The 26,224-nt window shown below is 61.3% G+C and carries 18 protein-coding genes; 8 read left to right on the plus strand and 10 right to left on the minus strand.

Features of this window, described 5'->3' with window-relative positions; translation table 11 throughout:
* The first annotated feature begins 15 nt into the window (after positions 1 to 15).
* From J3T95_RS05185 to J3T95_RS05195, 3 genes are all read left to right on the plus strand, one after another.
* Positions 16 to 1,182, plus strand: coding sequence for a GNAT family N-acetyltransferase (locus tag J3T95_RS05185; RefSeq protein ID WP_442863936.1), 1,167 nt, complete (start codon positions 16 to 18; stop codon positions 1,180 to 1,182).
* On the plus strand, positions 1,179 to 1,493 hold the full coding sequence (locus J3T95_RS05190) for a DUF2469 domain-containing protein (RefSeq protein WP_015022511.1): 315 nt from the start codon (positions 1,179 to 1,181) through the stop codon (positions 1,491 to 1,493). The genes J3T95_RS05185 and J3T95_RS05190 overlap by 4 nt, the downstream gene beginning before the upstream one ends.
* A gap of 138 nt (positions 1,494 to 1,631) precedes the next feature.
* The gene (locus tag J3T95_RS05195; protein ID WP_267431069.1) at positions 1,632 to 3,221 is read left to right on the plus strand and encodes an NAD(P)/FAD-dependent oxidoreductase; all 1,590 of its coding nucleotides are present in this window, start codon (positions 1,632 to 1,634) and stop codon (positions 3,219 to 3,221) included.
* A gap of 59 nt (positions 3,222 to 3,280) precedes the next feature.
* Here the strand turns inward: J3T95_RS05195 and J3T95_RS05200 are convergent, their stop codons facing one another.
* Positions 3,281 to 3,943 (minus strand): TetR/AcrR family transcriptional regulator, encoded by a 663-nt coding sequence (locus J3T95_RS05200; RefSeq protein WP_267399289.1) that lies wholly within the window; start codon positions 3,941 to 3,943, stop codon positions 3,281 to 3,283.
* 222 nt (positions 3,944 to 4,165) lie between these two features.
* Here J3T95_RS05200 and rho point away from each other — a divergent pair, with 222 nt between their 5' ends.
* Together rho and J3T95_RS05210 are read left to right on the plus strand one after the other, a co-directional pair.
* Positions 4,166 to 6,028, plus strand: coding sequence for a transcription termination factor Rho (rho, locus tag J3T95_RS05205; RefSeq protein ID WP_416378748.1), 1,863 nt, complete (start codon positions 4,166 to 4,168; stop codon positions 6,026 to 6,028).
* A gap of 438 nt (positions 6,029 to 6,466) precedes the next feature.
* Positions 6,467 to 6,823, plus strand: a complete 357-nt coding sequence (locus tag J3T95_RS05210) for a chorismate mutase (protein ID WP_267450677.1) — start codon at positions 6,467 to 6,469, stop codon at positions 6,821 to 6,823.
* A gap of 131 nt (positions 6,824 to 6,954) precedes the next feature.
* On the opposite strand, the gene J3T95_RS05215 is transcribed toward J3T95_RS05210, so the two are convergent.
* Positions 6,955 to 12,102: an RCC1 domain-containing protein gene (locus J3T95_RS05215; RefSeq protein WP_267450678.1), complete on the minus strand. Its 5,148-nt coding sequence runs from the start codon at positions 12,100 to 12,102 to the stop codon at positions 6,955 to 6,957.
* Positions 12,103 to 12,181: 79 nt separating this feature from the next.
* Here J3T95_RS05215 and J3T95_RS05220 point away from each other — a divergent pair, with 79 nt between their 5' ends.
* Positions 12,182 to 12,436: a hypothetical protein gene (locus tag J3T95_RS05220; RefSeq protein ID WP_267450679.1), complete on the plus strand. Its 255-nt coding sequence runs from the start codon at positions 12,182 to 12,184 to the stop codon at positions 12,434 to 12,436.
* Positions 12,437 to 12,860: 424 nt separating this feature from the next.
* Here the strand turns inward: J3T95_RS05220 and valS are convergent, their stop codons facing one another.
* The 4 genes from valS to J3T95_RS05240 form a co-directional block, all read right to left on the minus strand.
* On the minus strand, positions 12,861 to 15,602 hold the full coding sequence (gene valS / locus J3T95_RS05225; RefSeq protein ID WP_267450680.1) for a valine--tRNA ligase: 2,742 nt from the start codon (positions 15,600 to 15,602) through the stop codon (positions 12,861 to 12,863).
* 43 nt (positions 15,603 to 15,645) lie between these two features.
* Entirely contained in the window at positions 15,646 to 17,178 is a 1,533-nt protein-coding gene (locus J3T95_RS05230; protein WP_267450681.1) for an ABC transporter substrate-binding protein, read from the minus strand.
* Positions 17,179 to 17,188: 10 nt separating this feature from the next.
* Complete coding sequence (gene nth / locus J3T95_RS05235) at positions 17,189 to 17,836, minus strand: endonuclease III (RefSeq protein ID WP_267450880.1); 648 nt, start codon at positions 17,834 to 17,836, stop codon at positions 17,189 to 17,191.
* A gap of 61 nt (positions 17,837 to 17,897) precedes the next feature.
* Positions 17,898 to 18,737 carry a winged helix-turn-helix transcriptional regulator gene (locus J3T95_RS05240; protein WP_267450682.1) on the minus strand — a complete coding sequence of 280 codons (840 nt, stop codon included), beginning with the start codon at positions 18,735 to 18,737 and terminating at the stop codon, positions 17,898 to 17,900.
* A 163-nt stretch (positions 18,738 to 18,900) separates the two neighbouring features.
* Here J3T95_RS05240 and J3T95_RS05245 point away from each other — a divergent pair, with 163 nt between their 5' ends.
* Positions 18,901 to 19,563, plus strand: a complete 663-nt coding sequence (locus J3T95_RS05245) for a hypothetical protein (protein ID WP_267450683.1) — start codon at positions 18,901 to 18,903, stop codon at positions 19,561 to 19,563.
* Position 19,564: 1 nt separating this feature from the next.
* On the opposite strand, the gene J3T95_RS05250 is transcribed toward J3T95_RS05245, so the two are convergent.
* The 4 genes from J3T95_RS05250 to J3T95_RS05265 form a co-directional block, all read right to left on the minus strand.
* Positions 19,565 to 20,128, minus strand: coding sequence for a manganese efflux pump MntP (locus J3T95_RS05250; RefSeq protein ID WP_267450684.1), 564 nt, complete (start codon positions 20,126 to 20,128; stop codon positions 19,565 to 19,567).
* A gap of 266 nt (positions 20,129 to 20,394) precedes the next feature.
* Positions 20,395 to 21,039 (minus strand): DUF421 domain-containing protein, encoded by a 645-nt coding sequence (locus J3T95_RS05255; RefSeq protein WP_220236400.1) that lies wholly within the window; start codon positions 21,037 to 21,039, stop codon positions 20,395 to 20,397.
* 3 nt (positions 21,040 to 21,042) lie between these two features.
* Positions 21,043 to 21,489 (minus strand): DUF3290 family protein, encoded by a 447-nt coding sequence (locus J3T95_RS05260; protein WP_015022498.1) that lies wholly within the window; start codon positions 21,487 to 21,489, stop codon positions 21,043 to 21,045.
* Positions 21,490 to 21,644: 155 nt separating this feature from the next.
* Positions 21,645 to 22,136: an inorganic diphosphatase gene (locus tag J3T95_RS05265; protein WP_015022497.1), complete on the minus strand. Its 492-nt coding sequence runs from the start codon at positions 22,134 to 22,136 to the stop codon at positions 21,645 to 21,647.
* 158 nt (positions 22,137 to 22,294) lie between these two features.
* Between J3T95_RS05265 and J3T95_RS05270 the strand changes: the two genes are divergently transcribed.
* Positions 22,295 to 26,206 (plus strand): LPXTG cell wall anchor domain-containing protein, encoded by a 3,912-nt coding sequence (locus tag J3T95_RS05270; protein ID WP_267450685.1) that lies wholly within the window; start codon positions 22,295 to 22,297, stop codon positions 26,204 to 26,206.
* The last annotated feature ends 18 nt before the right edge of the window (positions 26,207 to 26,224 follow it).

Genomic DNA, 26,224 nt, shown 5'->3' on the forward strand with positions numbered 1-26,224 from the left:
CATGGAGGTGACGTGATGTCTATGAGCGGCAGGGGCAATGACCGACCGCAAACGCAAACCGAAAGACCTGACGACGTGGCGAGCAGACAGCTGCCCGACCGGATCGAGATCCCCTATATCCGTGGCGAGATGCTGCACCTGCGGCCGGCGGTCATCGCCGATCTGACGGCAATGGATCAGCTAGAGGCCTTCTACAATTCCACCGGCATCACCGGCAAGGGGCCCAGTGCCGAACGGGCCGTGGTCAACGCCTGGGTGCATCGGTCGGTGTCCTGGTCCAAGGGTCTGGCTGCCCGTGATTCGGGCGTGGGCGATCCAGAGTCCCGCCGCACCCTGGCCTGGGCTATGGTCACTGATGCGGACACCGACCAGGATGGTTCGCCCGATGCCAATGACACCAAGGGCGTCATTGGCATGATCTTCCTGATCGATGTGGATGGCTGGTCCCGCTCGGCCAGGATCCAGGTGGTCCTGGGCAGGCATTTCCGTGGGCGCGGTTACTCCCGGGATGCCATGCCCAGAATCATGACCTACGGGTACGCGGCTGCTCCTATGGGTTTGGGCCTGCACCGGATCTGGGTGGCTGTGCCAGAGAAAAACACGCGTTCAATCTCCGTCTACCAGTCTTTGGGATTCATGATTTCGGGCACCGCCCGTGATGCGCTCTGGGATGCCGAGAACGGCAAGTATCAGGATCAGATCGTCATGGACGCCTTGGTCGACGAGTACGATCCCATCCGTTCTCTGAATGCTTTCGGCATGCATGTCATCCGGGAAAATCCCGGTGTGGCTGAGGCTCTTGTTGCACACGGATACGTCGCAGATGAGGATGGCGGCATAAGTGAGCCCGAGTCTGCAGAGTCCACTTCGGCAGCTCAGGATTCGCAGACGTCGGGTGACCGGACCAATCTGACTCCGAAGAGTGGCCCGCATTCAGAAAAGTCTGCTGAAGGCCATGCAGGATCCGATAGCAGGAATGATGAGAAGGCAGTCCCTGGTCAGAAGGACGCTGAGGATGCGGAGGAGGTGTCCGGTTCTCAAGAATTCGTCGCCGAGCATTCTGGCGAGGAGCGCACGGCCTCGGATTGGGCCTACGGGTCGGCTGAAGCCAAGCGATCCAAACGCGCCTGGTGGCGTACGCTCGGCCATGGCCGCGATCGCGAGAATGGAGGCAGTCGATGAGTGCTGAGGATCTCGACAACTACGAGACCAACGCCGAACTCGCCTTGTATCGCGAGTATCGGGACGTGATCAAGCTGTTCACCTACGTGGTCGAGACCGAGCGGCGGTTCTACCTGGCCAACAAGGTGGACTTCAACGTCCGATCCGCTGGGCAGGACGTCTACTTTGACGTCCGGCTGACCGATGCCTGGGTCTGGGATGTTTACCGGTCCAGCCGATTCGTCAAGAACGTCCGCATCGTCACCTTCAAGGATGTCAATGTGGAGGAAGTGCAGAAGACAGACATCGATATTCCCGATTCGCTGGGCTAAACGACGCGCTAGGGCGAGCATCATCACGTTTGTTCCACGCAATGGCGGGAATTCGTGTGGGAAGTCCTTCGGAAGTCTCTGACTGGGGACGAGCCAGGTACAGTTGTGATGATTTCATACCGTTTTCAGGAGGTTGGCATGGAGCGCAAACAGTCCGTGATCGTCATCGGCGGAGGGCCCGCCGGCTTGACAGCAGCATGGGAACTGGTCAAGGACGGCGGCGACGAGCGCTATGACGTCACTGTGCTGGAGGCCACCAACGCCTTTGGCGGCATCTCCCGCACGGTTCGACACAACGGCAACCGCATGGACATCGGCGGCCATCGGTTCTTCTCCAAGGATGACCGGATTATGGACTGGTGGAAGGATGTCCTGCCTCTGCAGGGCGCACCCTCCTATGACGATAAAAAACTTGGCCGCCACCACGACCTGGAGCCCGGCGGCCCCGACCCGGAGAAGACCGACCGGGTCATGCTCAAGCGTCACCGAGTCTCCAGGATTTATTGGAACCACCACTTCTTCGACTATCCCATCTCCTTGTCCGCAAACACCCTCAAGGCCATGGGTTTCAAGCTGACCATGCAGGCCGGATTCAGCTACCTGAAGTCCGTCGTCCACAAGCTGCCAGAGGACAACCTGGAGAACTTCTATATCAACCGGTTCGGTCGCAAGCTTTACTCCATGTTCTTCGAGGGCTACACCGAAAAGCTTTGGGGTCGCCACCCCCGCGAGATCAGCGCCGACTGGGGTGCCCAGCGGGTCAAAGGGCTCAGCATCATGGGCGTGCTCAAGAACGCCTTCCAAAAGCTGCTGCCCAAGAAGCGCGATGCCCACCAGGTCGAGACCAGCCTGATCGAGGAGTTCTGGTACCCCAAGCTGGGTCCAGGGCAACTCTGGGAAACCGTGGAGCGTCGCAATGTGGAGCATGGAGTCCACGTGATCACCGATGCACGTGTGATAGGACTGACTCAGCAAGACGGCCACATGACTGGTGTGATCTATCGCAATGCTGATGGCAAGGAGGTGACCCTGCAGGCTGACCAGATCATCTCCTCCATGCCCATCAAGGACCTGGTGGAGGCCATTGCCCACGAGGAGCCGTCCACCGACAAGGAGATGGTCAGAGTGGCTCAGGGCCTGCCCTACCGCGACTTCGTGACCGTTGGCCTGCTGGTCCGTCACCTGCGCATCCGCAACACCACCTCCATCAAGACCCTGGGCGACCCGCCCATCGTTCCCGACTGCTGGATCTACGTGCAGGATCCCGGCTACAAGATGGGCCGCATCCAGATCTTCAACAACTGGAGTCCCTACATGGTCAAGAATGTGGATGGCACTGTCTGGATCGGCCTGGAGTACTTCTGCAAGGAGGGTGATGACTTCTGGAGCATGAGCGATCAGGAGACCACTGACTTCGCCGTCAAGGAGCTGACGCGAATGGGCATCATCAACGGATCCGCCGACGTGCTGGACTCGCACCGGGAGAGGGTTTTCAAGGCCTACCCGGCCTACTTCGACACCTACGCCCAGATGCCGGAGCTGGTCAAGTGGCTGGATTCCTTTGGCAACCTTTACTGCGTGGGCCGCAACGGGCAGCACCACTACAACAACCAGGACCACTCCATGGCCACATCCATGGAGGCCGTGGCCAACATCAGATCGGGGCGTGCCGACAAGACCAACGTCTGGAACGTCAACACCGAGAAGTCCTACCACGAGGAGAAGTAGGCAGACTTCGGCCTTCGTTTCCTTTAAGCCTCCGACCGTATGGTTGGGGGCTTTGTCATTTACGACAGGGCAATGGCGGGTGCTTTCAGGGGCAGGCCCAGCAGCTGCGAGAAGAAGGCCACGCTCTCGCGGACACGTTGGCGGACCACCTCTCTGATGTGCGGGTGACCTGCCGCCCTTCTGCCATTGCTGACGATGGACGATAGCCCGTCGGCCATCAGCCAGGCCACACTGCGGGTGCCGGCTGTTTGGATCAGCTGGGTCTGCGGCAGGCCGCCCTGATCCAGCCAGCGGTCCAGGGCCTTGGTCAAGGGGTCGATGATTTGCCTGACGAAGCCCTCCATCACATTGCTGTTGGTACTCAGGTAGTTGTACCAGTTGGCTTTGTCCGCGAAGATGACATCCATCTTCCAGATGGCCCTTATCAGATGCGGGCAAATGTCGTCCAGCGCCTCTTGAACGCTCAAGTCCGGGTCCTGCAGAATGTCGACTACATGGTCCACGTAGGAGGCCAGGTAGGTGCGTGCGCAGGCATCTACCAGGTCGTCCTTGGATTTGAAGTAGTAATAAAAAACGCTCATGCCCACGCCCTTGCCGTGGTTCATGGCGCGGATTACGTCGCGCAGGGAGGTGTTTGCAGCGCCTTTCCGGTCGAAGACCCGCATGGCGGTGGTTACGAATTCGCTCCGCCGTTGCTCACGCAGAGATGATCGGTTATTCATATGCTCAGTCTAGAGGCTTACCCATGAATTTCTGGACACGCGGGCCGATTCTTGCGCCGGTCGGCCGCACGTTGTAGGCTGATGGAAGTTCGATAAGCCGAGTCGGCATCGAATTTTCATGAGCGGTACCCCCGCACTATTCTCAAGCTATTTGCCTAGCCTAATTAGGCATAGCGAAGGAAAGGCATTACAACAGTGGCAACAAGCCAAGATATTCATTCCATGAAGCTGCCCGAACTCAAGGAATTGGCCAGGCAGCTGGGGTTGCGCGGTATTTCCGGCATGCGCAAGCCGGTCCTGATCGAGACGATCGAGGCGGCACGCTCGGGCGGCAAGGCCCCTGAGGGAGTAACCGTTGGTAAGCCCAAGGCTGCGGCCGCCGTGGCCAAGGGGGGCCAGGCCGCTGATCAGCAGCAGCCGACAGGGCAGGAGGCAAAGCCCGCCGCAGAAGGCGGACAGGAGATCACCGATACCAGGGAATCCGAGGAATCCAAGGACGGTCGTCCTGTCGGAGACCTCTTCGATGTTTTGGGCATTGACGATCATAAGAGCGGCCATAATAGCGAGCACCGGAACCGATTCCCCCATACCGTGGCCGATGAGGAGAACGTGGTCATATCCCGTCGCCGTCACCGCAACACGGATTCATCTCGAGGCTCTCACACCAACCGCAGCCGGAGCGAGCGTGAGCATGGCGAGGAGCGCGAAGGCTCCGGCTCAGTGCGCAATTTGGACGACATTCTGGCAGCTCTGCCCTCACGGAATGACCGCCCTCGTCGGCGCAGCTACGAGGATCGCGGCGAGGAAGGGCATGACTACCGTCACAACGGCTATGATCGCCGGAACCGGGGCGATCGCAACGATCGCAACGACCGTCGCAACCGCAACAACCATCGCAGCAGCGGCCGGGATCGTGACTATGAGCCCAGGGAGAACTTCAAGCCCGAGGACCTGGTCCCCGTGGCAGGCATTGTGGATGTGCTGGACTCCTACGCCTTTGTGCGCACATCCGGCTACCTGCCCGGCCCCAACGACGTCTACATCTCCATGGGCCAGGTCAAGAAGTACGGCCTGCGCAAGGGCGATGCCGTGCATGGCTCCATCCGTCCCCCCCGCGAGGGTGAGCATCGCAACCAACGGCAGAAGTTCGTTCCTCTGCAGGCCATCGACACCATCAACGGCATGAGCGTGGAGGACGCTGCAGGGCGCCCTCACTTCAACAAGCTGACCCCCCTCTACCCGCAGGAGCGCATGCGGATGGAGACCCAGCCCAAGAACATCACCGGTCGTCTGATCGACATCGTCGCCCCTATCGGCAAGGGCCAGCGCGGCCTGATAGTTTCGCCTCCCAAGGCTGGCAAGACCCTGACCCTGCAGTCCATCGCCAACTCCATCACCGCCAACAACCCAGAGGTGCACCTGATGGTGGTCCTGGTGGACGAGCGGCCCGAGGAGGTCACTGACATGGAACGCACGGTTCAGGGCGAGGTCATCTCCTCCACCTTCGACCGCCCCGCCAGCGATCACACCACCGTGGCCGAGCTGGCCATCGAACGGGCCAAACGGCTGGTGGAGCTGGGGCAGGATGTGGTGGTCCTTCTGGATTCCATGACCCGCCTGGCCCGCGCCTACAACATCTCGGCCCCCGCCTCCGGCCGCATCCTCTCCGGCGGCGTGGACGCGCAGGCCCTCTATCCGCCCAAGCGCTTCTTCGGCGCCGCCCGCAACATCGAGAACGGCGGCTCCTTGACCATCATCTCTTCGGCCCTGGTGGAGACTGGATCCAAGATGGACGAGGTCATCTTCGAGGAGTTCAAGGGCACAGGCAACATGGAGCTTAGGCTGACCCGGGATCTGGCTGACAAGCGCATGTTCCCCGCCATCGACATCAATGCCTCCGGCACCCGGCGCGAAGAGCTGATCACCGCGCCCGAGGAACTGGCTGTGGTCTACCGGCTGCGTCGTCTCCTGGGTGGCATGGAGACCGAGCAGGCCTACCAGACTCTGGTGCCCAGACTGAAGAAGACCGCCACCAACCGGGACTTCCTGGCAGCCATCAACCAGTCCATGCTGGCTCAGAAGTGACTCGGGCCTGATGACCTATTCGCTCGCTGGGCCCCATCCGCGACTCATTTCGCGGATGGGGCCCAGCGTATATGCAGTGATGCAAGGCAACGGTACCTTTCAACGGTTTGGCCCATTCGGATTCTGTCTGCTGTGATTTTCGGCTTTTTGCCTGACGGCTTTAGCTGGAGTGGGCTCATGGATTGCGGTTGCAGTTCGACCGGTTGATCCTGCAGGCGATCAGGCTGCGACAAAGACTGACAAGCGCCGTGAGGCGGCGGGTGCGGCCATCTTCATATGTTAAGGAATTCCTCTGCCGCGCATTCGGCACCTGCATCGGTGGGCGTGCGCGGATGAGCATCCCCCTGGAGCCTGTGTGATCCGCATGCCGAGTCAAGGCCGGTCTCCGAAAGGAGGAGCGGCTGGGTCGTCTGAAGCGTTTGATTAGACTGGTGACCTATGAGCGAAGCGAATGTGGAAACGGTGATCGATGATCAGGCGCGGAAGGGGGGAGCCAAGGCCGAAGCCGCCCGCCAGGTGGCAGAGCTGCGTGCTGATGTGGACACCATCGATGCTGCCATTATTGCCATGCTGGCTGAACGGTCCAGAGTGACGCGTCGCATTGGGCTTCTTAAAGCCCGAGCGGGGTTCGCTTCGGCGGATCTGCATCGTGAGGCCGCCCAGGTGGCGGTCTTGCGAGGCAAGGCTGATGACTACGGACTGGACCCGGATCTGGCCGAGGCCTATCTTCATCTGGTGGCCGATGCCGCCAAGCGGTGTCACGAACGGCTGGCCGGCCAGGTTGGTCCACGCTGAAAGGGCCCATCATGCGATGATGGCCGTGGACATGGGCGAGCTCCTGTGCCCTCGGCCACAGTACTGAGAGCAAGACAGGTTCGTCTTACCAGCAAGTGCCAGGAGAACCCCCCCTCAGGGACCTACTCTTGTCAAATGCCAGCCGTGGTCGGACCCGCGGCTTCCTGATGCTGCTGCCTTGCCGCCAGGACTGTTGCCGTCACGAATAGTCCGACAAACAGTATGACGAGCAGACCCCGGCTGCCGGTCAGCGGCAAAATATCCCTATAAGTGAAGGTCAGCCTCTCAGTCTCCGGACTGCCCTGGCCTATGTTCCAGGTGATGTTGACCGTTGTCGTGCCTGCCTTGAATGCCGGTGCGTAGAAGGTCCAGACATTTCTGGACTCCCATGTGTCCGATCCGCCGTTCCGCTTCAGCTCGAGAACCTTTGTGGTATGCGGATCCGTCCCTACCGTGACTGCACTGACTGTGAACTGGGGCGGGCAGACCAGCGTGGCCGCTTTGATGCTGGCTGCGTCGGTTCCGACGCCCAGCTGTTTGCCGTTGTTGTCTCCCCAGGCGTAGGCCTTGCCGTCTGAGTTGATGACCAGGGCCTGTCGTTCGCCTGCGCTGATCCGAGTGGTGTTGCTGTCTGCGTTCGCCACTTGAGCAGGGATTCTGCTGATCGGCCCCGCGATGGAGACATTCCCCAAGGCGTTCTGACCGTTGTTTCCCCAGCTGTAGATCCGTCCTCCGCCGTCGATCCCCAGGCAGAACCATCCTCCTGCGCTGACCTGGATGGGGCTGAAACCATCGCTGCTTCCGTCGGGGTCGGCCACCAAGGTCGGCACGGCGGCATCGTTGGTATCTCCTGTGCCGAGGCGGCCGTCTGTATTTGCGCCCCAGGCATAGGCCTTGCCGTCTCTGCCAATGGCCAGCGAGTGGGAGCCTCCTGCGCTGACTTGGGTGGCAAAGAAGCCTGCTGACCCGTCCCCGTATTCCAGGGGTGAGGACACGGATGTGGGAGCAGCCTTTGACGCCTGCGCACTGTTGCCCAGCCTGCCGCTATTGCCATATCCCCAGGCGTAGACTTGTCCGCTCATGTCGATGGCCAGGGAGTGCTGGTATCCTGCACTGATCTGTCTGGCGTGAAAGCCGCTGGCGCCATCGTCTACATTCACCGATACGGGGGATGGGGCATTCCCTGTCGTCTTGCCGTCGCCCACCTGACCGCCGTTGCTCCTATCACCCCAGGCGTAGACCTGATGATTCTTTCCAATGGCCAAGGAATGGTATCCCCCCGCGCTTACCTGGGTGTAGGTGAAATCCTCGTCGGCATCGGCTGGTTTCCTCACTAGGACGGGCACCTTGCTGCTGTCTGTGGTGCCGTTGCCGAGCTGTCCATTGCTGTTGCTTCCCCAGGCGTAGGCGTTCCCGTCGCTGCCGACGGCCAGTGAGAATCCATATCCGGCGCTTACCTGGGTGTAGGTGAAATCTTCGTCGGCATCGGCTGGTTTCCTCACTAGGACGGGCACCTTGCTGCTGTTTGTGGTGCCGTTGCCGAGCTGTCCATTGCTGTTGCTTCCCCAGGCGTAGGCGTTCCCGTCGCTGCCGACGGCCAGAGAATGGTTCTTGCCCGTGCTGACCTGGGCGAAGCGGATGCCGCGCTGCGGAGGTGGAGTGATGCTGACCTGGTATCCGCCAGTGGACGGGTTGCCGGCCGGGTCGACAGTCATCCGGGCTGAATGTGTCCAGTGTGCGACCAGGGTCAGCGGGCTGGTGACCGGCTTGCTGAAGTCGTAGGCCACCCTGGAGCTGCCATCGGCGTCTTTGACGAACCAGCCGTCGAACTGGAAGCCTGCCTTGGCCAGGGTTTGCCGAGGCACCAATTCTCCTTCCTTGATGTTCTTGCTTGTCCATGCCGCTCCGGTGCCTCCGGCTGGCTCGAGCGCAATGAGCTTATCGACCGGATCGAAGGTGTAGCTGAATCGCTGTGTCTGCTTTGAGCCCCCGGAATCCCCGGCGATGTTCCAGGTGATGGTGAAGCTGGTGGGGCCGTACGGGTAGGCGGGCGTAGTAAAAGTCCAGTCCTGATTGTCATTCCAAGTGTCTCTGCCTCTCTGGGCCAGCTCCTTGGCCGGCCGGGCACCGCTCGCCATGTTGCCGAAGACGACCTTGGTGAGAGTGATTTGCGGCGGTTGCGTGGTGCCGGGCCGTGTGGAGGATGAGTCTCGTCCGAGCTGGTTGTAGTAGCTGTATCCCCAGGTGTAGAGCAATCCGTCGGACCCAATGGCTGTCTGGTGATGGCTGGAGGTGGATACGGAGCTGGCTTTCACAGACTGAGCCAAGACAATGGCAGTCGGGCTGATCTGCCATGCTGCTTCTTGGCTTGAGCCGTTGCCCAGCTGACCGTAGGCCTTTTTGCCCCAGGTATAGATCCTTCCGCTGTCATCTATAGCCTCGGATCCATCGTCGCCGGCGCTGATGGCGGTGATGTTGACAGCGTCGCTGCCGAAGCTGACTTCGACAGATCCCTTCACGCTTTCATTGGTATCTGCAGAGTGGCCGATTGCGGTGCCGGAACCCCAGCCGTAGACATCATGGTCGGTATCCAGTGCCAGCACATGCTGGTAGCCAGCGCTGATGGCTATATAGAACCGGTCGTCATGCTGTCCTGTGGCCAGGTCTCGGACACGTGCCGGCGTTGGGCTGTCATTGATGGTGCCGTCGCCGAGCTGTCCCCTGCTGTTTTCGCCCCAGGACCAGGCATGGCCCTGACTGTCCAGCGCTGTGCTGGTGGTGAAGCCTGCGCTGATGGCGGTGATGCCGGACAGCGACGTTACCTTGGCGGGCGAGGGGTGACTGTCGTTGTCCGAACTGCCGTTGCCGAGCTGACCCCGTTGGTTGTCACCCCATGTATAGACCGTTCCGTCCTTGGACAGGGCCATGGCGTAGGTTCGTCCTGCGCTGATGGCGGTGATTTCGGCATCGCCCGTCTTTGCCCTTGTCGGTTCGGTGGAATAATCCTCGGCGGAGCCGTTGCCGAGCTGCCCCTTGCCGTTGCTGCCCCAAGTGTAGACCGTGCCGTCTGAGGCCAGGGCCATGGAGTAGGCATCACCTGCACTGACGGCTGTGAAGGTCTTTCCTTTTACGGCATCATTATCGGTGATCCGCACTGGTGTTGCCGCCGTGCCAGTGTCCTTGCCGTTGCCCAGGGTTCCGCTGGCCTGGCTTCCCCAGGCATACACGTGCCCGTCAGAGCCCACGGCCAGGGTGTGGTAGCGGCCTGTGCTGACCTGCGCGAACCGTACCCCCTTGGGTTTTGGGGGAGTCAGGGTGATTGTGGAGCCCCCGGTGTCATCGCCGTGGAGGGCGTCCGCTGTTTTCCATTCGGCATTCGACGATGACCAATGGGCTTTCAGGTTCAGTGGTCTGGTGACCGGCTTGCTGAAGTCGTAGGCCACCCTGGAGCTGCCATCGGCGTCTTCGACGAACCAGCCGTCGAAGACGCAGCCTGACTTGGTCACGGTGGGGGGCGAAGCAAGCTGGCCTGCAGTTACGGATTGATTGGAGGCCTGTGAGCCTCCGTCCGAATCAAAGACGATCTTCTGCGCAGTGGGTGTGAAAGTATAGTCGGCGATGACTTGCCCCTGCTGTTTTGCGCCTCCGATGGCCCATTGTCCATCATTGATTTTGATCTTGGTGGTTCCGTAAGTGTGGTGAGGGGTGGTGACCGTCCATTGGCCATTCGCGCTCCATGTGTCGTCCGAGGCTCGGCTGATCGGGGTGCTGCTGTCGGTCTTGGCTACATCGGTTTTGCCGAAGCTCAGCTTGGACAGGTCTATCTGAGGGGGGCTGACCAGTGTAGGTTTGGTCTGCGGGCCGGACGCAGGCCCATTGTCGCCTTCTCCAAGTTTGCCGTTCCTTGCCTCCCCCCAGCTGTAGGGGAGTCCGTCGGAGCCGATGGCCAGGCTGTGTCGGCAGACATCGAATGCAGCGACTGTGGCGCCCGTCAGGCTCACCTTGGTCATGGCTGATTTGGGGCTTGTCGTTCCGTCGCCCAGCTGACCGCTGGAATTGCTGCCGAGCATATACAGGCTGCCCGCAGAGTCGATCACCGCAGAGGAGAAATCGCCGGCGCTGACTGCGGTAGGTGCCGCTGTCCCCGCAGGCAGACTGATCTGGCTGGGGTGAAAGGCGTGAACGCTGTCGACATCGGTGTCGCTTCCCTTGGTCAGCGGATAGCCCCAGAAATACACCCCGCCCTCCTTGCTCAGCGCCAGGACATGCAGATACCCTGCATCGATGTCGGTATAGACAGTGCCATCCTCGGTTCCGCCCTGGTCTTTAAGAATGCGTGTGGGCGTGTAGACGCCGCTGGCTGCGTTGCCGGCTGTTCCGTTGGCCAGCTGGCCTCCCTGGTTGCGGCCCCAGGCATAGGCATGGCCCTGGCTGTCCAATGCCGTTTGGAAATCGTATCCGGCGCTGATGACTGCGAAGGTGATGCCGGATGGTGAATGGACCGCGGCGGGCGTGGGGTTGGCGTTGACGCCGGACATCCCATTGCCGAGCTGGCCGTATTCGTTGTCCCCCCAGGTGTAGATCGTGCCATCCGAGGCCAGAGCCATGGCATGCCAGTACCCGGCGCTGACGGCGGTGATTGTGGCCCTGAGGTTTGCCTTCACCGGTTCGGCGGAGTCCGTGGTGGAGCCATTGCCGAGTTCGCCGCGGCTGTTGTTGCCCCAGGTGTAGACCGTCCCGTCAGAGGCCAGGGCCATGGAGAATGTGGTTCCTGCGCTGACGGCTATGAAGGTCTTGCCTTGTATGGCTGCATTGTCAGTTATCCGCACCGGTGTGTCTGCATTGGTGAGGGTGCCGTTGCCGAGTTCGCCCTTGCTGTTGTCGCCCCAGGCGTAGATGTGGCCGTCTGAACCCACGGCAAGGGTGTGGTCGTGTCCGGCGCTGACCTGTGCGAATCTGACCCCTCGGGGCTTGGGCGGAGTCAGGGTGATTGCGGAGCCCCCTGTGTCTTCGCCGCTGGCGTCGGCTGTTGTCCACCGGCCATCTTTGATCGATGACCAGTGGGCTGTAAGCGACTGCGGGCCGGTGACCGGCTTGCCGAAGTCGTAGGCCACCTTGGAATCTTTCAGGAACCAGCCGTCAAAGAGGCAGCCCGACTTGGTGACGGAGGGAGGGGATGCCAGATGACCTGCGGTTACCGACTGGTTCAAGGCTGGTGAGCCGGGAGTCTGCGAGCCTCCGTCCGGATCGAAGGTGATGGCATACGATGATGAATCCATAGTTCGGGATGGCTTGTCTCCGCGCGGCCTGTCCTTGAACGATTCGTCCGCCCCTTTTCCGCTCAATGGTTGGAGGGCCTTGAGCGGGGAAGGATTGCCGCTGGCCAGCGGAGACGGCCAGGCTGTTGGGGTCAGGGCCCTTGCCTCCGCCGCCCTGCCTGGGCCCATGTTGCTGTATTGTCCGGGGGAGGGCGCTCCGTCCTCAGCCGTGCCGCTGCTCCCCGCGGTAGGCGCCGGCGCCATCTCGTCGGTGGATGCGTACGCCCCCGTTGATGCTCCGACCAGCGCCAGCCCAACCATAGCCGTCAATGCCATCAGTCTGCGGATGCCATGATCTTTCCCCACTTGAATCTTCCTTCTCCCAGTGTGCCGACTCCCCAGGCCAAGGCCCAAAACTGCGTCGATGCACACCGATTAAAGCCCCTATACACGTTCAACCTTAGCATTGCAATCAATGGCAGGATCGGGGTGTCGTATTCAGGCTCTTGCACCGCTGCAGGGCAGCCTGCAGCTGACCCGGCCCTTGACCATGGAACAGGGATGAACGCTGATCAATCCTGTTGTTCCTGTATGCTGCAAGTCGCGGTTTAAGGAAGGGCCGAGGATGTAAGGATTGTGTTCCGTCTCTTGTGCGAGCGGCAATCATACGCTCGACATCGCGGATTGTTATGATTGTCGCCCTGGAGACGACGATGTCTTCAGGGCGGCGGCGGGTGGCCAGGGCCGAATCGCTTCGGTTGCCTTGCGAATCCTGGAGCCTACTTGCGAGGCTTCTTAGCCGGAGGCTCGCCCAGCTGGCTGGCAGTCACACGGATGCCGGTCTCATCCTCGGCGGATCCCATCCCTTTGGGCTGGTTGGCTTCCTCGGCCAGTTTCAGGTTTCCAGTGACCCTGCCTGCTTCGGCTATATCTTCCAAAGCGTTCTTCACAGCTTCCAGGCCCTCCGGTGCCACGCTGAGAGATGCGGAGAGGATAGGGGTCCTCATGGAGACCTTGGCCTCTGACTTGATTCGCCGCAGGGATGCCAGGGCGCTTCCTGCCCAGGCCAGAAGGGCTGGGTCCTGGCCCTGGGCGGCAGCCAGGTATGTTTCCGGGTGAGGCCAGGAGGCCCGGTGAACTGAACCGTCCCCCTGGTGCATCCACTGCCATGCCTCCTCGGTGGCGAAGGGCAGGAAGGGGGCCAGAAGACGGTCAAGCGCATCCAGGACCAGCCCCAGGGTCGTGCGGGCGCTCAGCACCTGGGCATCATCGGGGATCCTGCCTGTGGCGTCAGCGGTTCCGTAGGCCCGGTTCTTGGCCAGCTCGATGTAGTTGTCGCAGAAGTCCCAGAAGAAGGATTCGGTCACCTCCAGGGCCTTGGAGTGCTCGTAGGATTCCAAGGCCTTGGTGGTCTGGTCGATCACCCTTGCAAGGCCGGCCAGGACCGCGCGATCCAGCGGGACCGTGACGTCGGCAGGATTCCAGGTGGTCTCCGCTGCCCGGGTGACCTTATGGTTCTCGTCCTCGCGGCCGATGGCCAGGGCGAACTTGACGGCGTTGAGAAGTTTGACGGCCAGACGGCGGCCTATCTTCATCTGCCCCTCATCGTAGGTGGCGTCCAGACCCAGCCGGGCGCAGGATGCCCAGTAGCGCACGGCATCGGCGCCATACTTTTTGATGGGTTCATCCGGCACTACTACATTGCCCTTGGACTTGCTCATCTTCTTATGGTCCGGGTCCAGGATCCATCCCGACAGGGTGGTGTCGCTCCAGGGCAGGCAGCCGTTCTCCAAGTGCGCCCGGTCTATGGAGCTGAAGAGCCAGGTGCGGATGATGTCCTGGCCCTGGGGTCGCAGGTCCATGGGGAAGGTAGCCTTGAAGAGGGCCTGGTCTTTCTCGCTCGGTTCGGCCCAGTGGGTCACGATTTGAGGAGTCAGGGAACTGGTGGCCCAAGTGTCCATGATGTCCTTCTCGGCCGTGAATCCGCTGGGCTGGTCGCGCTGAGACTCTTCGAAGCCTTCGGGCGCATCAGTACTGGGATCAATGGGGAGCCTGTCCTCGGCCGGGGTGATGGGATGGGCGTAGTCGGTCTCGCCGTTCTCCTTTACCGGGTACCAGAGGGGGAAAGGAACTCCGAAGAAGCGCTGGCGGGAAATCAGCCAATCGCCGTTCAGGCCCTCGACCCAGTTGTTGTAACGCACCCGCATGAAGTCCGGATGGAAGTTGAGCTCTCTGCCGCGCTCCAGCAGCTCCTGGTTCAGTTTCTGGTCAGTGCCGCCGTTGCGCAGATACCATTGACGGGAGGTGACGATCTCCAGGGGCTTGTCGCCCTTCTCATAGAAGTTGGTCATGCGCTTGGTGGGCTTGGGCTCGCCGTCCAGGTCGCCGGACTCGCGCAGGGCGTCCACGATGATCTTGCGGGCTGAGAAAGTGGTCTTGCCTTCGGTCTGCTTGAAGATTCGCCGTCCGCCTTCATCGGTGATCCAGTCAGGCACATCCATGACGATTCGACCGTTGCGCTGGATGATGGACCTGGTGGGCAGGTTCAGATCCCGCCACCACTGCACGTCGGTTACGTCGCCGAAGGTGCAGCACATGGCGATGCCGGCGCCCTTGTCCATCTCGGCGGCGGGGTGGGCCAGAATGGGCACCTCTACCTTGAACAGGGGGGAGTAGACCTTCTGCCCGAAGTACTTCTGATAGCGCTTGTCGTCAGGGTGGGCGATCAGGGCGCCGCAGGCCGCCAACAGCTCAGGCCTGGTGGTCTCGATGTATATTGGCGCGCCGTCCGCAAACCGGAAGGCCACCCGATGGTAGAAGCCGTCGTACTCGCGCGACTCGAGCTCGGCCTGGGCCACGGCGGTCTGGAAGGTCACGTCCCAGAGTCCGGGGGCCTCCTTCTGATAGGCCTCGCCCCGGGCCAGGTTCCGCAGGAAAGCCTTCTGTGCCACCCGGCGGGGATGCTCGCCGATGGTGTGGTAGGTCTGCGACCAATCCACTGACAGGCCCAGCGACCGCCAGAGCTGCTCGAAGAGCTTCTCGTCCTCGGTGGTCAGTTCTTCGCACAGTTCGATGAAGTTCTGACGGGAGATGGGCACCTGGTCCTTAGCGCTGATCTTCTTGCCCTTGGTCCCGTGGAAGGGGGGCTTGAAGTCCGGATCGTACTTGAGCGAGGTGTCCACGCGGACCCCGTAATAGTTCTGGACCCGTCGCTCGGTGGGCAGACCGTTGTCGTCCCAGCCCATGGGGTAGAAGACATCGTAGCCCTGCATCCGCTTGAACCGGGCGATCACGTCGGTATGGGTGTATGAGAAGACGTGCCCCACATGCAAATGCCCTGAAACCGTGGGCGGCGGGGTGTCGATAGAGTAGACGCCGGAGCGCTCGCGGGTGTTGCGGAAGCGGTAGACGCCGGACTCATCCCAGTCGCGGCACCACTTTTCCTCCAGGCCATCCACGCCCACCCTGTCGGGCAGGGGGGTCAGATGGGCATTGACGATTCCTTGGTGTTCAGCAGACATACCAGCATTTTATGGACGAACAGTGACAAGGGGCGCCGGCCTTTCACCCCTGGACGTGCAGGTTCCACAGGGGCAGATAGCGGTCCACCAGGGAGCTGGGCATGCCCTGGAGGCGGGGGGCGGTGAGGACCAGGGGCGTACGCTGATAAAGCCAGTCGCTGGGGGAGAGGTCGCTGACCTGCCGGGCAAAGGCCCGCAGTCGTCCGGCATAGGTGTTCTGGTCGGTGCAGTCCGCCACCTGCTTCCAGGAGTTCTGAACATCAACGTTGTCGAAGAGCATGGTGGAGTCGGGGTCAGCGAAGCGGTCGATTTCATCATTGTCCATGACCATCAGGGCCATGTCGTAGTCGCGGCGGTTGAGCACCTGGTCGCGGAAGGTGGGCTGATCCACCATGGAAACCTGAGTGGGGATGCCTGCTGCCTTGAGTTGTGTGCACATCAGCTCGCCCATCCGGCTGCCGAATTCGCGGGGATACACCAGACGCAGACCGTTCTTAAAGAAGGACGGGCGGTAGTAGGAGGACCGATGAATCGCCTGGGCCCGGTCGAAGGGGAAGGCCTGCAGGCCAGGATCGTAGCCAGGGCTCAGCTGGTTGAGCGGTCCGCCCAGCGCCTTGGCTCCGCCTCTCTCCAGTTTGGCAAGGGACTGGCGGTCCAGGGCGTAGCGGACGGCTTCGCGCATATGCTGGTCGGACAGCGGGCTGGTCGCTATGTTGTTGAAGGCCAAGACCACATTGTCCGTGCTGGGCGTAACGGTCGGCGCCTTATGGGCCTGCGCGGCGGTGGCGGGATCCATGTCCACTACAGCGTCCAGGCGTCCCTGGTCCAGATCCTTGATGGTCCCTTGCGGGCTGCCGGTATAGGTGAAGATCACCCTGCCAATGGTGGGCCTGTCTGGGCCTCGGTAGGATTTGTTGGCAGCCAGGGTCAGGCTAGTGCCCGGTTGCCAGTCGTCCACTTGGTAGGGACCCGAACCAGCTGATCGAGTGGAATAGTTGACCCGGGCCTGGCGGTCGTAGACGATGCCCGCCCGACCGCTCAGTGCGGTCAGCAGCCTGGCGTTCGGGCTCTTCAGGCCGATTACCAGTGTGGCATCATCGGGGTTGGTGACCCTGGCCAGTCCGTCCAAGTCCCGATAGCCCTGGTATTGGTGGTCGATGATCTGGTGCAGGGACCAGAGGGCATCCTCCGAGGTCAGGGGACGTCCATCGGCGAAACGAGCGTCATTGCGCAGATGGAAGGTATAGAGCAGGCCGTTTGCGGAGACCTCCCAGTTCTGGGCCAGGCCAGGTGTCGGCTGACCTTTGGCGTCGGGCCTGGTCAGGGTCTGGTAGACGTTGCCCATCAGAGCCTGGTCAGTGGCGCGTCCGGGTTCGGTGCGGATGTCCAGGGAGACGGGGGCCTGGCGGGCCCGGATGTGCACGATTCGGCCTGAACCTTCCTGTGCCCAGGGCAGCCGCCAGCCTCCTCTGCCTGTCGCCAGCGGCCAGGCCATGTAGGTGCCCGCGGTCAGGACCGCCAGTACCAGGAAGAAGATGATTCCGGATTTGATTTGTGTGTGTCTGCCGCGTGCCATGGTCTTGATTCTACCGAGAGGCCGGTCCAGCCAGGATCTCGGCGCTGGGACATGTCTCGGCCAGGGGGCAGTGGAGGCAGTCGGGCTTGCGGGCGTGGCAGGTGGCCCTGCCGAGCAGAATCAGCCTATGCGACAGATTAGTCCAGTCCTCGGGCGGGAAACAGTCGCAGATCTCATGCTCGATCTTCACTGGATCGGGATGGGCGCTGCGCCAGTCGGTCCGCCAGCGCAGGCGGCCGGTGACCCGGGTGACGTGGGTGTCCACCGGGAATCCGGGGATGTTGAAGGCATTGCCCAGAACCACGTTGGCGGTCTTGCGCCCCACGCCGGGCAGGCTGGTCAGCTCCTCCATGGTCTGGGGGACCTTGCCGCCGTAGTCTTCGGTCAGCATCAGGGAGAGCCCTAAGAGGTGGCGGGCCTTGGCATGGTAGAAGCCCACCGGGTGGATGATGGCCTCCAGTTCGGCCGGCTGGGCCTGGGCCATGGTTGCGGGGTCGGGGTAGCGCTCAAAGAGATCGGGGGTCACCGAGTTGACCCGCTTGTCGGTGGTCTGGGCGCTCAGGACCGTGGCCACCAGCAGTTCGAAGGGGTTGCGGAAGTGCAAGGCGCAGACAGCCTCGGGAAAGACCAGACAGAGGATCTGGTACTCCTCGTGCATGCGGGCCAGGCGCCGGGCCTTGCTTTCCCTGCCCTGGGGGCGCTTTCGATTTGATGATGCATCAGTCACTATGATCGGGTTTCTTTTCCTTGGAATCCTCGGGTTGTTCCGACTGGCCGTCCTGTTGCTCGCGTTGCTCGACTGGGTCTGGATTGGTCTTGGCATCCGGCTCCGGTCTGGGGACTGAGGTCGTCCTTGCTGAGGAGGGCGGGTCGAACCTATAGCCAACGTTGCGGACTGTGCCGATCAGGTGCTCGTACTCGCTGCCCAGCTTGGCCCTGAGTCGCCGCACGTGCACATCAACCGTCCTGGTTCCGCCGTAGTAGTCATAGCCCCAGACCTCTTGGAGGAGCTGCGCCCTGGTGAAGACCCTGCCGGGATGCTGGACCAGGTATTTGAGCAGCTCGAACTCCTTGTAGGCCAGGTTGATGGGACGGCCGTGGATCCGGGCCGTATAGCTCTCGGTGTCCACAACCAGATCGCCCGAGCGGACCTGACCGGTAGGTACCTGATCTTCTGCCTCTTCTGGCCGGGCATCCGGCTTGCGTGTCGTTGTCACTCGCTGGCAGACCAGTCGTAGCCGGGCCTCGACCTCGGCCGGGGACGCGGACTGAATGATGACGTCGGCCACGCCCCAGCCGGCATTGACCACAGTGAAGCCGCCCTCGCTCAGAATCAGGATGATGGGCGTGGACAGGCCCGAGGCCCGAGTCAGGTTGCAGAGCGTCCTGGCTTCGGCCAGGTCGTCGCTGGCGTCAATCAGCAGCACGGTGTCCTCGGGCATCTTTACCAGGGAGGCGGCATCCAGGGGCAGGACGCGCACTCGATGGGAGAGCAGGGCCAAGGCTGGCAGAACCGATGCCGGGTCCTCGGCGCAGGTCATCAAGGTCAGATCCGTCACGGGGGTACCTTCTTCCCTGTCCGTTCGTCCATAGCGGGGGTGGATTCGTTGAACAGTTGCCATCATTGTACAATCGGCCAGTCACAGGGGCTCCGAGTTCACAGGATGGCCTTGCCCTAGGATGTGACGTATAGCTTCCCGACGGGGACAGGCAGGAGGACCCATGGCGCAGACTGTAAAAGGAATCCGGGATGGACGCGTACTCGCCCTGACGCAGCTGCTGGCTCTGGCGGCCCTGATCCTGCCGGGCGTGGTGGCGGGCTTGCTGGCCGAGCCCGGGGTTGCTCAATGGGTGCAGGCCGTTCTGGTCCTGGTGCTGGCATTGGCCATGCTGGTCTCTTGGCCCCTGGTGGGCCGTGGCATCCGACCCGGCCCCGACCGAGCCGTGTCTGGTCTGCTGGCCTTGGTCGCTCTGGTGCCGGCCCTGGTCGGGCAGGGGCCTGGTGCTCTCTGGGCCTGGCTGTCGACTGCGGCATTTCTGCTGGCCCTTTTGGCCGTATTCATGTTTGTTCGTCAGATGCTGCGTCGGGACCGGCGAATGGTTATCCGCGGCATTTCTGCAACCGCCATGGGCGGGGTGACCGCTGTCGCCGCCTCGGGGTGGGTCTTTCTGCCGGAGCTGGTCAGAGGCTTGCATCCTGACCTGATGCCGGTTCTGGTGGTGCTTGTGGCCTTGCTGCTGCTGGTCGGGCTCATGACCTCCGGCTATCGCTGGGCCCAGGAGGCAGCTGATCGGCGCGGGGCTGTTGGTCTGGCGCTGATGTCGGTTCTTCTGGCCGGATCCATCGTGGTTCTGGCCGCCATGGTCTTGCAGACGACGTTCTGAGTCAGGCATTCATCAGGTGATCCAGAAGGATCTGGATGCCCATGACGATCAGAATGATGCCGCCGGCGATTCTGGCAGGCTTGCGCCAGCGGGACCCGACCGCGTATCCGATGCGCAACCCCAGAATGGAGGCCGCAGCCGTCACCAGCCCGATGACCAGTGCGGATAGCCAGATGTTGATGCCCAGCAAGGCCAGGCCTGCGCCCACGCCGAATGAGTCGATGCTGGTGGCGATGGCTGCAGGGAGCATCCGCCGCCAGGAAAAGCTCTCCTCGCCGTTCGCTCCCTCTTCCTCGCCGTAGACGCCTTCGCGGATCATGTTGATCCCGATGGCTGAAAGGATGCCGAAGATAATCCAGTGATCCACGGCGGCCAAGGAATCCTGCAGCATGGAGGCAGCGAAGTAGCCCAGCAAGGGTAGCAGAGTCTGGAATCCGCCGAACCAAAGTCCGACCAGCCAATGATGGCGGGCCTGCAGTCGGTCCACGGACAGCCCCTTGCTGATGGAGACGGCAAAAGCGTCGGAAGATACACCTAAAGCGATAAACAGCAATCTCAAGAACACGGCATTCCTTGAAAGGGTTCATCCCAGGTGGGATGGGCCTCGACCAGGTCTCCTCAAACCAGCCTACGCCTCGGGAGCGTCGAGCGCGGAACTGCCGATTGGAATCGGCTTTGAATTCGTTGAATGCCGTTCACATGCTACGCCATAACAATATGGACATAGATTCTACCTGTCAGCGCTGGAACTATCAAGCATGACAGCCTGTGGGATAGGTCCGTCGATGAGTCATGGTCACCGTCAGACCGCCTGCCGCCGTTTGGATGGCGCTACTGGTCTTGGTAGGTGACGGCATAGAACTCGCCGTTCTGGTATCGGGCCATGTACACATCGCTGACCTTGCGTATGCCTTGCTTGGCCAGTTGCTCGTCGAGCCAGGCCTCGTCCCGCCCCATGGTGTCGAGTACATCGGGATTGACCCGCCCGTCCATGACCACCGGGTAGCGCACGTCCTTGTCACCTTCGGAGATGATGGTCAGGCCGCCGTTCTGCTCGACGATGCCCCGCTTAACGTCGCGAATGTCATTGATGCCCTTAGTGCGCAGCTTGAAGTCCACCTCCTTCGCTGTCAGATTGACCTTGAGGCAGTTCTGTACCAGCAGTTTGCCGTTCTTGATGATGGTAACCGGTTCGCCGTCGACGTACTTGCCCACCGCGTGGATGTGGGTCTTGGCATACCGGGTGATGAGGATCAGCGCGGCCCATATCAGCAGGATGACAATGTACTGGGCCATGGAGATGCTGTCGCTGTAGATGACCCCGCCGATGATGCCGCCCAGGACATAGTTCTGCAGCTGGTCCATGGGCGAAGTGGGCGCCAGGTTCCCCTTGCCGGTCACGTTGATGAGCAGGGTGATGAAGAGCAACCCGACGATCAGCTTCAAGGCCACGTTGACGTAGAAATTGATATCCATGGGTCACTCTCCGATCACGGTGATGTCTGGGTGGTACAGGTCGGCACGCTGCAGCAGGAATTCGGAGCCGGAGCTGTTGAATACCAGGGTGTAGTAGCCCTTGGGGGTCTTGATAATCATGTCATTGTTGCGCGAGGTGTCGTTGATGCTGATTTGCTCAGGGTTGACCTTGAGCTTGGCGGCGGACTTGTCGATGACTGTGGTCAGCTGTCCGCTCTGCAGGCTGGCTGTGCGCAGATTGGTGTAGTCGCTGTATTGGATGGCCGCCGCCAGCAGGAGCAGGGTGGCCAGGATGATGGACAGATCCTTGTACTTGTGGTTCCAGCGATGGCGGGAGTACATGAACAGGAAGAAGAGGAAGGCCAGGGCCAGAACGACGACCACGATGATCCTGATCATGGTCCAGTTGGTCTGCCCGCCCTTGAGGTATTGGTATGTATAGAAAGTCATAGCCGCTCCTGCCCTTGCGCGCACACCCGCAATTCGCAATGGTAGACGGCCAGACGCATTTTGGGAGGATTTGGGCATGCAAAACCCCGGTTAGGACGCTCGATTGGGCCCTCGCCGGGGTGGTTGATGAGGCCGCTGGGCGGCCTCAAGTGGGGTCAGTGCTGGGCGGCCAGGCGCTCGCGTGCAGCTTTGATCTGGGTCTCGGCGGCCTCGGCGTTGGTCCAGTAGTCGCCGGGCATGACCTCCTTGCCTGGTTCCAGGGCCTTGTACTGCTCGAAGAAGTGCTTGATCTCCTGCTTGTGGAAGTCGGAGACGTCGTCGATGTCCTTGATGGCGTCGAAGCGGACATCGGCGGGCACGCAGAGGACCTTGTCATCCCCGCCGGCCTCGTCGACCATGTGGTAGAGCCCCACGGCGCGGCATTCAACGATGCAACCCGGGAAGACCGAGTCGGGAATCATGACCAGGGCATCCAAAGGATCCCCGTCCTCGCCCAGGGTGCCGTCGATGTACCCATAGTCATCGGGGTAGCCCATGGAGGTGAAGAGGGTGCGGTCCAGCCTGATATGGCCGCTGTCGTGGTCCATCTCGTACTTGTTGCGGGAGCCGCGTGGGATCTCGACCAACACGTCGAATGTCTCTGCCATTGTCCTGTCTCCTTTTCGGTCTGGACGGCACAGGTATGTGTCATACACAGCATAACCGTCTCGCGGCACATTCGACCACAGTTCCCCTCCCACGCACCTATATGCCCGGCGGCCGCCCATACTCAAGGCATGGGGCGGGCGAAAAAGTGAGGACGAGTATGAACAAGCATAGATGGATCGGCCTCTTGGCGGCTCTGGCTGCCCTGGCGACCCTTGCCGGTCCGGCGGCTCCTGCCATGGCTGGCGGAGGATCAGGCCATGCCGGTGGCAGACCGGTGCCACCCGGTGGCCAAAAGATCCGGCTCTGGCAGGGCTGGGCCTACAAGGATGACGACCAGGGGGCTTTTGGCGGTTATGAAATAGGCAGCATAGACAGGGCGTTCTCCCAGATGGGGGTAGTGGACGGGCGCAATGCCACTACGGCCCGGGTCAAGCGGCAGGCTCTGGATGAGGCCAACGGCAACTGTCAGGCGCGCTTTAACGAGGCCCATGCCGACCAATCCGGACAGGGCCACTGCCGGGTGACCGGCGTGGGCGTGGTTGCCGGTTACCGTGGATCCCAACGTATATTTGACGGGATCTCCGTGGCTATTCACAAGCTCTGGATGGATAACTGGCGCAGCCAGGTGGCAAACAGCACATTCAGCAATCGTGGGGTGACCTATCGGACCAGCGATTCCTTCTGGGATCAGCCCAACGACAACCTGGACAAGTTCGCTGACGAGTATGCGGGCAACGAGAAGGGCATCTCCCTGGTGGTGATCATGCTCAACGACTACGAGCCCAAGCCGGCCGATCTGCCGCCGGATCCACCTGATAAGCAAGTAGATCGTGGCACCAGCGCGGATGGGATGACCAATCGCACGCATATTGTCACTGGAACCGGTCGGGACGGTCGCGAACTGACTTTTAGCGATGTCTTCAACCCTCAGGGCAAGCAGTACCGAATCAGTGGTCAGCATGTCAGGGACCAGACCAGCGGCGAGGACCTGACCGACAAATTCGTTTTCAACACTGCCGAAGGGACCAGGCCGCCTGGAGACCGCGCCACAGCCGCCTGGAAGGGTGGTGCTCTGCCGGAGGAACACCGCTGGGCATGGCAGTTAGATGTGACTGTCGACCGGCCAGAAACCGGGGTGATTCTGGACCAGGGAGGAATCCATTGGGAGGGCGCCGCCCGGCAGGTTGACCAGTCGACCCCGGAGCGTCGTACGCCCACCTGGAAGCCCAGGCCGGACAAATCCTGGATTCTGCGAGACACAGCCACGGGGGCGTGGAAGAGCGTCATAGACCCCCAATGGAGTAACGGGACAGGTGCCGACGGACACGTCTTTTTGGACGGCGACCAAGTGGGGTCGGTGGTCAACGCTACTGTCGAAGCTCATTTGATTGAGGCCCCTAAGGTTTTCGCCCTGACTGACGACTGGAGCGCTGCAAACTATCTGGTTGATCAGGACGGGGCTGGGGCTATCCGCATTTTTGCGGCTAAGGCCAAGGCGGATGCAGACGGGCACTACCGCCGCAGCAGCGTCGGAGGCATCGTGGCCAAGGGCAGGGATGTGACCGACCGTTTCGAGATCAGCGTGACAGGCGCTCGGGCGCGGGCCCAGGCCAAGAGCGGGTGGTTGAACGTTCTCAAGGGGATGGAGGTCCCTATGCAGGTCACCATGCTGGTTCCCTTCACGGTCCGATTTGCCGGCGGCGGCGGTGCGGCCAAGGTTCGCAAGGATTTGGGCAGAACACCCGATCAGGAGCTGACCTTCTGCAAGGCGCCCGACGGCCATGGCAACCAGGGCGAGGCCCTGATTAACTCGGGCTCCCAAACAGTCAACACACAGAGTGTGCAGACCAACGAGCCAGGCATCTGTGGATATCTGCCTCCGGTGCGCAAGGATGTCATCTCGGAGGCCGGCCAAGGCGGGGAGCAGGCCAGTGTTGACGGCAGGGTGGTCTTTCCTGGTCAGCGGCTGGAGTATGGATTGGATACCCAGCCCAGCCTGCCCGACAATCTTGCCTATCCTGTCAAATCAATCATCCTGACGGATGTCTATGACCGCTGGTTTTTGCCCGACAAACAGACCCTTGAGGTGACTGACCTGCAGAGCGGCGATGTCATCGCCAAGACCGGATACGCCACAAAGTGGAAGGACAAGGACCATAGCCTGCGGGTGACCATTACCGACCCCGTCCGTATCAGCCAGTGGCGGGCCGGGGGCAATCCCAGAATCCGTCTGCGCTTCGAAGGCAGGGTTGACCCCAAGGCCCCAACGGATCATCGCGTGGGCAATCAGTGGGTGCTGACGCTGAACAACTCGCTGACTCCCTCCAATCAGGTGAGCAATCCGCCGGCTGACTTCCATCCATCAAAGAGCGATGTCAGCGCGCATGATCCAGGCATCAGTATCGACGGCAAGGTGCTTTTTGTGGGCGACCATGGTGTCTATCGGATCAGTCTGGACGCCCGCCGTAAGGACACCGCCTATCCGGTCTGGCGGCTGGGCATGACGGATGCCTACGACGCTCGTCACCTGGATATCGATCCCAAGGGGATCGAGGTTCTGGGTTCTGACGGCCGCGATTACACCAAGGCCTTCAACATTCAGGTAAGAAACGGCACAGTCCTGGTCTTCGCCAAAACCGTGGATACCTATGTGCCGGCTACAGGCGTGACCCTCAAAGGGGATCCCCAGCCTGCCGATCTGGCAGCCTATGCCGCTGTCCGAGGCCATAATCCCCTCTTAGAACCGTCTATTGACCAAGGGCTGCTGGGGCGCACTTATGATCTGGTCCTGCCCTACACGGTCATCCGTGCGGAAACCGGTCATGTGGTTCGCAACCAGGCGACCCAGATCGTCAACAACCTGCATAAAGCGACCAACGTGGTCACCAATCCGGTCAAGCCGCTCAATCCCGCCAAGGATGTGGTAGCCGCAGTGGGTGGAGGAAGCGCTCATGGTGGCAGTATCTACCGTGACCGACTCTTCCTGTACCGTCTGGATTCCAGTCTGCTGCCGGCCGGACGTGCCTATCCGCAGGTGAAAACCTGGCGGATTGAGGATCGGCTGGACCCAGCGGTGGATAGGTTCACTGGCCATTGGGCCGTCTACGCAACCCAGGACCTCTACGAGAATGGACGCATCCTGATTCATCATGGACAGATCATGGCTGGTTCAGACATGTCCGCAGATATACATGGCGGTCCTTGGTTTACGATGACCGCAGGCCCTGCAGGTCTGATCAAAGTGGAGGCTACGTCGCGGTATCTGGCCTTGGTCAGCGCTTCAGGCGACCGCCCGGTCGGTTGGAGGGTCTACTTGCAATGCAGGCGGCTGAAGAACGTGGAACGTCATGAGAACCGATTCACTGAGTTCTATCAGGACAAGATTCTGGCATCCAACACGGTCTGGACGAGCACGCCCGATATGACGCCGGCTTTGCATATCGAGAAGTTTGATCAGGCCGGCGGCATGCCCAAAGGAGATCGGGATCAGCCGGAACAGGCCCTCCGGGCTCATGACGATGTTCCCATTGTCTTCCGGATCACCAATGATTCTCCTCGCGATCCCAGCGATGGGACTGGAGCAATCTTCCCTGCCCGCCAACTGCATTTGGAGGATCAGACAGTCGTGGGCCAGGGACGGGTGACCGGGATCCGCTATCCGAATAATTGGTCAACCCTAATGCTCCGTCCTGGCCAGTCTGTGGACGTGCATGCCACAGTGTCGGGCATGTCTGGCCGGCATACTGACAGGGCTAGGGTGATCGGCAGTCCCCTGGTGCCCTGTCCTGTAGAAGGTCAAGCGGCCCTTCCTGAGCGGGAAGATGCCGACAAGACCCATCAACAGCCTGATTTCCGGGGCGTGATGGTCGACGGCCGTCTGCTGTGCTCGGATCGGGCTGTCCGTTCCAATAGCGACGATTGGAACGCCCTGGTGGAGGCACTGCCCAGAACAGGTGCAGCTATAGCTCTTCCTCTAGCCATTGTTGCTGCGGCAGTCATGACTGGCTCGCTCCTCTCCGGCAAGGCCAGGCGGATGCCCAAGGGCATAGAGAACGGCAGTGACCGCTGATTTCAGGCGTCCAGCCCA

The organism is Bifidobacterium sp. B4079, assembly GCF_026537385.1.
GTDB classification, from domain to species: domain Bacteria; phylum Actinomycetota; class Actinomycetes; order Actinomycetales; family Bifidobacteriaceae; genus Bombiscardovia; species Bombiscardovia asteroides_I.